The 10,456-nt window shown below is 37.1% G+C and carries 7 protein-coding genes; 6 read left to right on the top strand and 1 reads right to left on the bottom strand.

The features are described 5' to 3' along the window. The coding region (locus AC220I_RS13040) for a DUF401 family protein (protein ID WP_486724281.1) at positions 1–648 on the bottom strand (648 nt) is incomplete at its 3' end. 139 nt (positions 649–787) lie between these two features. Between AC220I_RS13040 and AC220I_RS13035 the strand changes: the two genes are divergently transcribed. The 6 genes from AC220I_RS13035 to AC220I_RS13010 form a co-directional block, all read left to right on the top strand. Beyond that, on the top strand, positions 788–2,896 hold the full coding sequence (locus AC220I_RS13035; RefSeq protein WP_486724280.1) for a diguanylate cyclase domain-containing protein: 2,109 nt from the start codon (positions 788–790) through the stop codon (positions 2,894–2,896). 95 nt (positions 2,897–2,991) lie between these two features. Next, positions 2,992–3,231: a TIGR03905 family TSCPD domain-containing protein gene (locus tag AC220I_RS13030; RefSeq protein WP_486724279.1), complete on the top strand. Its 240-nt coding sequence runs from the start codon at positions 2,992–2,994 to the stop codon at positions 3,229–3,231. Positions 3,232–3,419: 188 nt separating this feature from the next. Beyond that, on the top strand, positions 3,420–6,347 hold the full coding sequence (locus AC220I_RS13025) for a family 10 glycosylhydrolase (protein WP_486724278.1): 2,928 nt from the start codon (positions 3,420–3,422) through the stop codon (positions 6,345–6,347). A gap of 151 nt (positions 6,348–6,498) precedes the next feature. Then, entirely contained in the window at positions 6,499–8,313 is a 1,815-nt protein-coding gene (locus AC220I_RS13020; RefSeq protein ID WP_486724277.1) for a CHASE2 domain-containing protein, read from the top strand. Continuing rightward, positions 8,288–9,151 carry an MBL fold metallo-hydrolase gene (locus tag AC220I_RS13015; protein ID WP_486724276.1) on the top strand — a complete coding sequence of 288 codons (864 nt, stop codon included), beginning with the start codon at positions 8,288–8,290 and terminating at the stop codon, positions 9,149–9,151. Before AC220I_RS13020 ends, AC220I_RS13015 begins: the two co-directional genes overlap by 26 nt. Before the next feature lies 1 nt (position 9,152). Next, positions 9,153–10,456, top strand: a 1,304-nt coding sequence (locus tag AC220I_RS13010) for a GAF and HD-GYP domain-containing protein (protein WP_486724275.1), incomplete at its 3' end; no start/stop codon positions are given.

Raw genomic sequence — 10,456 nt, 5'->3', positions numbered from 1 at the left:
GGGCTTTGATGATCCAAAATGCATAGGAATACTAGCTTCATTTTTCGGTTCGAATTTTTCTGAACTATAGGGTTTCACATATAGGAAATAGCCCATGGTAGTAAAGACGATTGCAAGTGGAAACTGAAGCTTGATGAAGTCAAAGAGATCATAACCTCCAATTTGTGCAGCGATTATCATAGTCGTGGAAAGTGGAAACACAAAGTAAAGGGCATGTCTAAAAACCAGATTGCTGGCTGCACGGTGGACATTTGACATTTCAATACGATCCCCTAGGGAATTAACAATAGGACAAGACATCAGAGCACCGCCTGAAACGAGGAGTGTTCCGATTATGGTAGGTGCAAGAACAATCGTCGCCTTGACACTTCCGAGTAGGTTTTCAAGGGCCTGTATCATACGATTCATGAGATGATACTTATCCATAAGATAGCCCAATATGGTTATGAAACCAATGGCAAAAGCTAGGTTCAAGGCATCTGGACCTTTAAGGGTCTGGCCAAGTATTTTAATAAAAGTAAAAAAAGTGGCACCATTTAAAATTATAAAAGACAAGGATCCCAGTATTAGCGATATACCGATATTGATTTTTTTGGAAACTAAAACGAGGATGATAACCATTGTAAGTACGAGTTTGAAAATAAACATTTGTTTCTCCCTAATTATTTATATGAGTATGTTAACATATCCTTGGTTATTTCGCTATCCTAAATTAAATTTTTAGGTATAAAATTATAAATTTTGGGGTATCATTAGTAATATTTAGATTATGAGAGTAGGGATGGATATGAGTACAGCAAGACAGGCAATTATGGCGTTAATAGAAAAAATTGAGCAGAATATTCAACATATCAATGAGGATGTGTTGACATCAGTAAATGAACTGATGTCAATTTCAACAGATGCCAATGATTTTTTGGGGATTTCCAAGGCACATATGTACTTAGGAATCATCAGTGTTGAAAAAGGCAACGTCAACGATGGCATTAGCCAGTACATAATGGCGTTGAGCTACACCTTCTATGATGGACTTGAGGCTTTAAGACCCCCTATTTTAAATAATTTAGGTGTCACACAAAATATGATTGGCAATCATATGGCAGCGATTGAACACCTTAACAATGCAAAGAATATCATTAAAAACCACAACATCCGAAAAGATCTTTTACCCGTGATTCACGGTAATATAGCCGATGCATATCTTGGAATACATCAACCGGAAAAGGCGCTTGATTATTTAGACCGAGTCAATGAAGGCGTTTCCTTGTTGGAGTATGAAAGGGCCTATATCATATTATCCAATTATGCTGAAGCCTATTTGCAGCTAGGTGCAGCCGAAAAAGCCTTTAACTATATATTATGGTGCGAAGAAGTGCTTAACAACAAGCGCTTCTATAGCTATAGATCCTATATTGATTATTTAAAAGCCAAGTATTTTGAATTACTTAAAGAGTATAAAGACGTTGAGGTTTTTTACAAAAAGGCAATTGCAATTCAAATTGATGAACAGCAGTTTTTTAATTATCCTAAAATATCATCAGATTATATGGGTTTTTTGATTGATCGTGAAAAATATGAGGAATGTATCCCCTTTATTAACAAGTCCATTGAACTCGCTAACGAAAATCATTGGGATTTTATTTACTCAGACTATTATGGCTATCTATCTGAATGCTATCGTGGCATGAATGAATGGGAACTTGCCTTCAATGCGATTAACCTCTATTTTGAACATGAAAATAAAAATAAAGAGCGGCTCAATCGATATCAACTCAATCTGCTGAATGCTCAGGAATCCTTAATGCGTCTTGAAATCAAGAATAATTTACTCGAACAATCCATTAAAAACATGAAAGTAGTCAATCATATTCTTAAGCGGATAAACTCAGTCCACAATTTAAATGATCTCATAAAAGAGTTATATACAGAGCTGAAAAGTATTTTCGATATTGATACGTTCACAATTGGATTGTTAGATGATGAAAATCAAAAAATAATTTACCTCGCAAAATATGAAAATGATGTATTTCTGGGTTCGAGTCAAATTGACTATGACAACGAGAAATCCTTTAGTATTTGGGTTAAAAATAACCGTTCACCATTAATTATCCATGATGCAGATGATTTTGAATACATTAAGGCCAATTATTCTGCTGTAAAATTAATTGAAACAGATTATACTCAAAAGGGAAATTACTCAAAATCGGTTGTCATTTGGCCCTTGATGATTGATGATGAAATGATTGGCCTAATCAATATTCAGTCTTTAAAGGATTACGCCTATAATACCTATGACATAGAATTAATCGAAATGCTTTCTTCTCATTTAGCAATTGCGATTGCTAATAACAAGCAGAGGAGTGAACTCAATCATATGATTGAGAAGTTAAATGAGTTATCCTTTATCGATTCGCTAACTGGTATATACAACCGTCAGGCTTTCAATGAATTTTTACCATCTCTCTATCAGCAAGCCATCGATCAAAAACAAAATCTGGTCTTTGCAATGGTGGATCTTGATAATTTTAAAGCACTCAATGATGCTTTTGGCCATCAAGAGGGCGATACCTGTTTACAGCGTTTTGGTGATCTATTGAAAGATGTTGTTGGTGAGCTTGGTTATTCATACCGCTATGGCGGAGATGAATTCAGTTTACTCTTCATGGGCATTGATTTAGAGGTGGTTGACAGTATTCTTGAGGAAATTTGTCAAAGATCTGCAGTCATTTATACCCTTGACCCACATCTCACTGTGAGTGCATCAATCGGTGCAGTTTTCGTCGAGCATGGCGACTGTGCTGATTTACCAATAAGAGCCTTCATTAATTATGCAGATAATGCCCTATACATTGCTAAAAGTGAAGGTAAAAATAAATACAAACGCGTTATTGTTTAAAGTTGCTTTAAGATGTTGTAATATTTGCTTGCTATAATTGATATTCTCAGATAATAAGCTATAATAGTAGAGTATCATTAATAGGAGGCCAAAACATGTACAAGGTGACAACAACCGGGGTTTGCGCAAGAGAAATTATTTTCAGCATAGAAGAAGGCGTGGTAGAGCACGTTGAATTTGTAGGTGGATGCCCTGGAAATGCAATAGGATTAAGTAATATGATTAAAGGAAGTCCTGTGACTGACGTGATTGAGAAGTTAATAGATGTGAAATGTGGTGGTAAAAATACCTCATGTCCTTCTCAGCTTGCAAGGGCACTACAAGAGTGCTTATAATTTAAACCAGTTCCTATAAGATTAAAGAGTCTTGAAAATCAATGTTGAATACATTGAAATTCAAGGCTCTTTCTACTTTTGTTACCGATGAATTACATTATGGTTAAAAGGTGATAACGAAGCGGATTTATTTAATAGATTAGTGTAAAATAATAATGAAAATTACATCTAAGGAATGAGGACACGATATGAATAGGACCTATAAATGGATGACATCTATCATCTTACTGACGACTATGCTCTTTGGATTTACTTTACAAGGCTATGCTGATACCACCTTAACGGACACCCTTATAGAAGATGATTTTAGGGGGGTGTGGGTAGCCACTGTTCTCAATATAGATTATCCTAAGACGGGAACGACAGACGTAGAAGCATTGAAAACGCAAGCGCTTACAATTTTGGATCGGGCTCAGGCCAACGGTCTCAATGCAGTCATTCTTCAAGTAAGACCGACAGGTGATGCCTTTTACAAATCTAAAATTTTTCCATGGTCTAAATACTTGACAGGCCAACAGGGCCTTGCACCAAAAAATGAATTTGATCCTCTTGAATTTTGGATAGAGGAAGCACATAAAAGAGGTTTACAACTACATGCATGGATTAACCCATTTAGAGTTACCAAGAAGACGAAAAATGAAGCACAATTTGATTACGAAGGTCTTTCTAGTGGTAATCCAGCTAAATTGCACCCAGAATGGACGGTGAAATACAATGATGGCAATATTTATTATGATCCTGGTATTCCTGCAGTTAGAGCTCTCATCGTAGATGGCGTCGCAGAAATCATCACCAATTATGATGTGGATGGGATTCACTTTGATGACTATTTTTATCCAGGGACTGATTTTGATGACTCGGTGACATACAGTAAGTATGGCAGTAAATTTAAGGATATCGGTGATTTTAGACGTAACAACGTAGACCAGATGATTGAAGATGTCTACAGAATGATAAAGGCAGTTAAGCCCAATGTCCAATTTGGGATCAGCCCATTTGGTATTTGGGCCAATAAAAAGGACAATGCACTTGGAAGTGACACTAAGGGGTTACAATCCTATTATGCGCATTATGCCGATTCAAAAGGCTGGGTTGAGAAGGAAATAATTGATTATATTGCGCCGCAGCTTTATTGGAATATTGGCTATGGTATTGCTGATTATGAAATATTGGCAAAATGGTGGAACAATGTCACCAAGGGGTCTTCTGTAAAGCTTTATATTGGCCATGGTGCTTATAGAACTGGCAATTCAGATGAAAAGAGCCCATGGTACGGTGTCGAAGAAATCAGGAGACAATTAGACCTCAACCAAACCCTGGATCAAGTCAAGGGTAGTATTTTTTATAACAACACAGCCTTTGTCAATCAGCCCAAATTGGGAACACTTTTGAAAAATTATTATACTTCAGAATACACGCCTATAAGTGTAACGCCTGTTGCAGAAGTTGTTAATAAGCTGATCTTATCAAGACCGAGTGAAAATATTAAAACCACCGCTTCGAACTATTTTTTAGCGGGCGCTTCAAATGCAAAGCTCCCTCTATACTTAAATGGCAAGGTGGTGGCAGATAGGACAACGAATGGCTATTTTGGCATTTATGTGACTCTAAAAGACGGTGTAAATACTTTTACCTTTAAGCAGGGTAATGAAAGTTATACGAGAACCATCACTAAGAACACTTCTGCAGGTAGCATTTCGCCAATGAGTGCCTATTTAATATCGGACTCTACAACTTTTCCTAGGGAAAAGGAAATGAGATTAGGAGGCGAAAAAGTCACTCTAACCTGCAAGGCTCCGATTGGTGCAAGTGTGAATGTCACCATTAACCATGAGACCTTTGCCATGGTACCAAGTCTTTCTAAAAGTCCAGATGGTAAAGTTTATGCAACGACCTACCGTTATGAATACACATTCCCAGCGCTTGAATCAGGTGTATATGAAAAAGACCTTGGAAAGCCATACTATACGATGCAATTTGGCAACTATAGGGATGATGCTTATGCACCGGAAAACATGATATTGATTTCATCAAATTCTGTTTATAATGGTCAAGTAATGGACCCCTTTATTGATTTATATAAAGCACCTGTATCGGGTAATGGCGTCGCTGCAAATATGGTCCAAGGGATGACTGAGCAAATCACCGGTATGACAGGTAATTATCTAAGATTGTCTTCAGGGCTCTGGACAAGTAAAAGTGCCCTACAAATTTCTAAATCCAACCTACCTTCAATACCTACTTTGAAAAAGTTGGACTATAAGATTAACCCTCATTATGATCACGTTGCTATAGAGACTACTGGTGGCGGATCAGGTATGGCAGCTTATGACGGTAAAACAATAACGGTAACACTGACCAATATAACCAATAAAAATGGATTAGCCCTTAAAAACGATTATGTTGAGACTTCTGTTGTTGACGGTAAAACCATCATAAAGGTAAAACCAACCAATCTAAAAGGCTATTATATGGAAACGACAGCAAGGGGATTTGATTTGATCATGCTTAAAAGTGCAAACAAGTCCAATGCAAGCAATTCAAAATTGCCATTAAAAGATTATACAATCTTACTAGATCCAGGTCATGGTGGAAGTGACAGTGGTGCTAGAGGTTTGCTTGGGAGTTCTTTCACCGAAAAAACAATTAACCTTAATACCGCTTTGGTTCTTAAATCAAAGCTTGAGAATCTAGGGGCGACAGTAAAAATGACAAGAGAATCTGATGTTGATATGTCTTTAAAAGCTCGACTTGAGTATTCTCTAAAAGTTAAACCTGATCTATTCTTATCAATTCATGCTGATAGTTTGAACGATACAGAGGACTTGTCCAAGGTTTTTGGTTTCTCTGTGTTTTATAAGGATCCGGTGGCTAAGTCACTTTCGAACTCACTATTGAATCAGGTTTTATATGATTTGAGCCGTAAGGACCGAGGGGCAAATGTAAAGAATTTTTATGTAACAAGAGGGACTTGGTCACCATCTGTCTTAATCGAAACAGGTTTTGTGGGTAATCCAGTAGAATATGAGTGGTTAATGGATTCCAAATCCCAATCCCTGCTTGCAGACAGTTTGGCTAGAGGAATTGTTAATTATTTTGGTCAATCAATTCAATAAAAAATGATCTTTAAGCCTCAAAACCATAACCTAAAGAGTTTGTTAATGATAAAATCATTGGCAAACTCTTTTTATGTGGAAGATATCTTTTATTGGGGTATAGATGATATAATGAATATAACGATAATGTAATAAAATACTTGGAGGCATTATGAAGCGAAAAATAATTTTGATTACCAGTATAATAGCCTTGGTTTTAGTCAGTTATGGCATCCATTTCTTTGATAACTACGAGAATGGTATTTATGATGCCTTCTATCAGAAACCACAAGAAACAAACGATAACATCGTAATCATCGCCATAGATGATGCAACAATTAATGCCCTTGGTCAGTGGCCTTTTGACAGATCAATCCATGCAGAACTGATAGACTTTATATCTCAGGGAAATCCAGCTGCAATCGGTGTGGACCTTATGTTCGACTCTTATTCAAATGAGGACTCAGATGCCGAACTGGCAGCTTCAATTGAAAGAGCCGGCAATGTGGTGCTTGCAAAGCAAATCGTCTATACACCTAAAATAAATGGCTATAAGCAGGGCAGTGATACTGTCATCGAGCAATTCGATGAGTTGCTTGGCGTGTCCGTTCAAGGTCATATTAATACATACGCAGATCCGGACCGCGTTATTCGAAAAATTAACATGTTTGCAAAGCGCTTCATACTTGAGAGTGAATCATATGAATATGAGTCGAATTTTGCCTATGAGCTACTCAAAAAATATACCCAAAATGCTGATTTAGACGAAGCAACAAGGGCAAAACTTGAAGCAACGCTTCAAAAGTATGATCATTATTCAGATGATTTATATGTGGATTACAAGGGTTTGCCCAGAAATTATGACAGTATACCTTATTTCTTAGTCTACAGTGAAGGCTTTCCGGCAAGCTATTTTGAAGATAAAATTGTCTTAATAGGACCATATGCGAATGGTCTCCAGGACGAATATATCACCCCAGTTAAAAAAGAGCAGCCCATGTTCGGAATAGAAATTCACGCAAATATAATCCAAAATCTCTTGGAAGACAGCTTTAAGAAACCTATTCCAAGCATCTTTAACGTTGGTATGATCGTCTTAATGGGATTGCTGGCGTATTTTCTATCAAATAAATTTTCACCATCAAAAGGTCTCTTTATGAACATTTTCGTGGTGATCCTCTACCTAGTTCTCTGTAATCGAGTCTACCAAATGGGTTATATACTCAAAGTATTTTATCCAATAATGGCCATGCTCATCATGTATGTTTCTGCATTGGCATATCATTATTTGGAACAACTCTCTGAGAAGAAGAAAATCAGAAACATATTTGGAAGATATGTTGCACCTCAGGTTGTTGACAAGATACTAGAAGATTCAGACAACATTAATCTCGGAGGCGAAAGAAGGTATATTTCTGTACTTTTCGTAGATATTCGTGGGTTTACACCCTTATCAGAAAAAGCAGAACCAGAGCAAATCGTTGAAATTCTCAACAATTATTTGGAGCTCTGTGAACAGTCCATTTTCAAGAACAATGGTACCTTAGACAAGTTTATTGGTGATGCTACCATGGCAATTTATAATGCCCCACTAGAGCTAGAAGACCATGCCCTACAAGCTGTTAAAACGGCTTGGGATATGAAAATGGGGGCACAAAAGCTTAAAGAAGATTTATTTGAGAAATATGGCAAAATTGTGGATTTCGGGATTGGTGTTAACACCGGTTATGCAGTTGTCGGTAATATAGGTTCAAAGAAAAGAATGGATTATACAGCTATTGGAGATACTGTAAATACATCCGCAAGGCTAGAGGCCAATGCAAAAGCCGGACAAATCTTAATCAGTGAAAGCACATATGACCATGTGAAGGATCAAATTTTGGCGACACCACTGGGTGGTATTAAAGTGAAAGGTAAGGAAACTTTAATTCAAATTTATCAAGTGGAGGGGATTGTAGGCGATGAAAGAAAAGCAAGTGAAAGTTAAATTTCTTGGTGTAAGAGGATCGTATAACCTGTCCAATACTCAAAGTGTAAGATATGGCGGTAATACGAGTTGCGTCCAAGTGACAATAGAGGATCAAATCATTTTTTTAGATGCCGGCAGTGGCATCACTAAGGTGGAAGATCCGCTTAATGATTATGATGTAAATATTTTATTCACTCATTATCATTGGGATCATGTATTGGGGCTACCCTTTTTTTCAACACTTTATTCTAAAAGAGACAAGGTTCATATTAGGGGAATGAAGCCTGAGTACTACTCCTTAAAAGAGGTTTTGAGATTACTCTATAATCCACCCTTCTGTCCAATTATGTGGTCCAAGGTTCAAGATAAACTCGAAATTGAAGAAATTCCTGAGTTTGGAACGTTTTTTATTAAAAACATCAAAGTGGAGACCATCTTATTAATGCATCCTGGTGGTGCTTTGGGTTATAAATTAACATACAATGGGTTGTCGATAGTCTTGTTGACGGATATTGAACTCAGCAAGGAATTTTCAACCTACGAGAATGAACGCAAGAAACTCATGGATTTTGTAAAAGATGTTGATGTTTTGATTATGGATGCCGCACTTACAAATGACGAATACTATGGTGTCGTTGGCAGTAATAAGATTGGCTGGGGGCATAGCACAATTGATGAATGTATTTTACTCTCAGAGGAAGCCAAGGTAAAAAGGACTTACATTACACATTACTTACCTTATCGAGAGGATTTACAAAACGATGAACTTGAAAAAATGATAAGAGGCACACATCCAACCATATTTTTAGCAAGAGAAGATGAAACATTGATTTTTAATAGTTCTAATAGGAGTTAATATGAAAATGATTTCAAAAGAACAAATGATAAAGGCAAATTATGAAAAACTGTTGAAGGTAGGAAAAGCGCTCACTGCCGAAAAGGATTACAATAAGCTACTGGAGTTAATTTTAAATGAAGCCCGTAAAATAGCAAAAGCCGATGGCGGCACCCTTTATATTATCGATGAAGATCAAAAGCTTTATCATAAGATCATGCAAAACGAATCTCTTAAAATATTCCTTGGCGGCGGTGGTGAACCCATAAATTTTAAGCCACTCGAAATGGTGGAATCACATATTGCACCTTATACAGCAATTCATAAAAAGCCTGTGAATATCCCTGATGTTTATAACACAGAGCTCTTTGACTTTACTGGGCCAAAGGAATTTGATAAATCTGTGGGTTATACCACAAGATCTATGCTCGTTGTGCCATTAATCAATCGTGATGACGATGTTATCGGTGTCGTACAACTCATCAATGCTATAGAAAACGGAGAACTTGTCCCTTTTGATGACGATGTGGAAGAAATCGTAATGACGCTATCATCACAGGCGGGGATTGCGCTTGAAAATATGCAGTATGTAGACGAGATTAGAGGCTTGTTTGATTCGTTTGTATCTGTACTTGTTACGGCGATTGATGAAAGAACACCTTATAACGCAAACCACTCTCGAAATGTAGCCATATTCTCAGAACGTTTTGCAAGAGCTGTGAACGACTATAAGGAAGGCCCTTATGCAGACTACTTTTTTGACGAAGAACATATCAGAAGGTTGGTCATGGCTGCATGGCTCCATGACATTGGTAAGGTTACTGTACCAGAAAGTGTTATGAATAAGCCAACGCGTTTGTCCACAGACTTGGAATTTGTTGAAAATCGAATAAAACTTGTGAAAGCACTTATTGACCAGAGGTACTACAGAACTTTAGCCAATTGTGACTTGGCAGATGAAGATAGAAAAGAGGCCACTGAACTTTGGGAAAGAGAGTGTGCGTTTATAGAAGAGGCCACAGCTTTAATTTATAAGGCAAATGAACCCAGTACATTCATGGACGATAAAATGCAGGCAGAAATTACCAAGATTTATCAATATCGTTTCAAAGAAATCGATGAGTCTATTTTAAATCAAAGGGAATATGAGTTCTTGATGATACAAAAGGGCACTTTAACGGATGGTGAACGAGAAATTATGGAAAATCATGTGGTGACCACTGAAAAAATGCTTTCCAAAATTAAGTTTCCAAAAGACCTTATTGATGTACCACATTGGGCAATCAATCACCATGAGACCTTGGATGGCAAAGGGTATTCAAGGGG

It is taken from the genome of Fusibacter sp., assembly GCF_057447755.1.
The sequence above is the reverse complement of the archived record's forward strand: the minus strand, read 5'-3'. Positions and strand labels throughout refer to the sequence as shown.

Excerpts from the sequence above, each read along its gene's own strand:
- AC220I_RS13030 (WP_486724279.1), top strand. The coding sequence starts at position 2,992 with ATGTACAAGGTGACAACAACCGGGGTTTGCGCAAGAGAAATTATTTTC.
- AC220I_RS13020 (WP_486724277.1), top strand. The coding sequence starts at position 6,499 with ATGAAGCGAAAAATAATTTTGATTACCAGTATAATAGCCTTGGTTTTA.
- AC220I_RS13015 (WP_486724276.1), top strand. The coding sequence starts at position 8,288 with ATGAAAGAAAAGCAAGTGAAAGTTAAATTTCTTGGTGTAAGAGGATCG.
- AC220I_RS13025 (WP_486724278.1), top strand. The coding sequence starts at position 3,420 with ATGAATAGGACCTATAAATGGATGACATCTATCATCTTACTGACGACT.
- AC220I_RS13035 (WP_486724280.1), top strand. The coding sequence starts at position 788 with ATGAGTACAGCAAGACAGGCAATTATGGCGTTAATAGAAAAAATTGAG.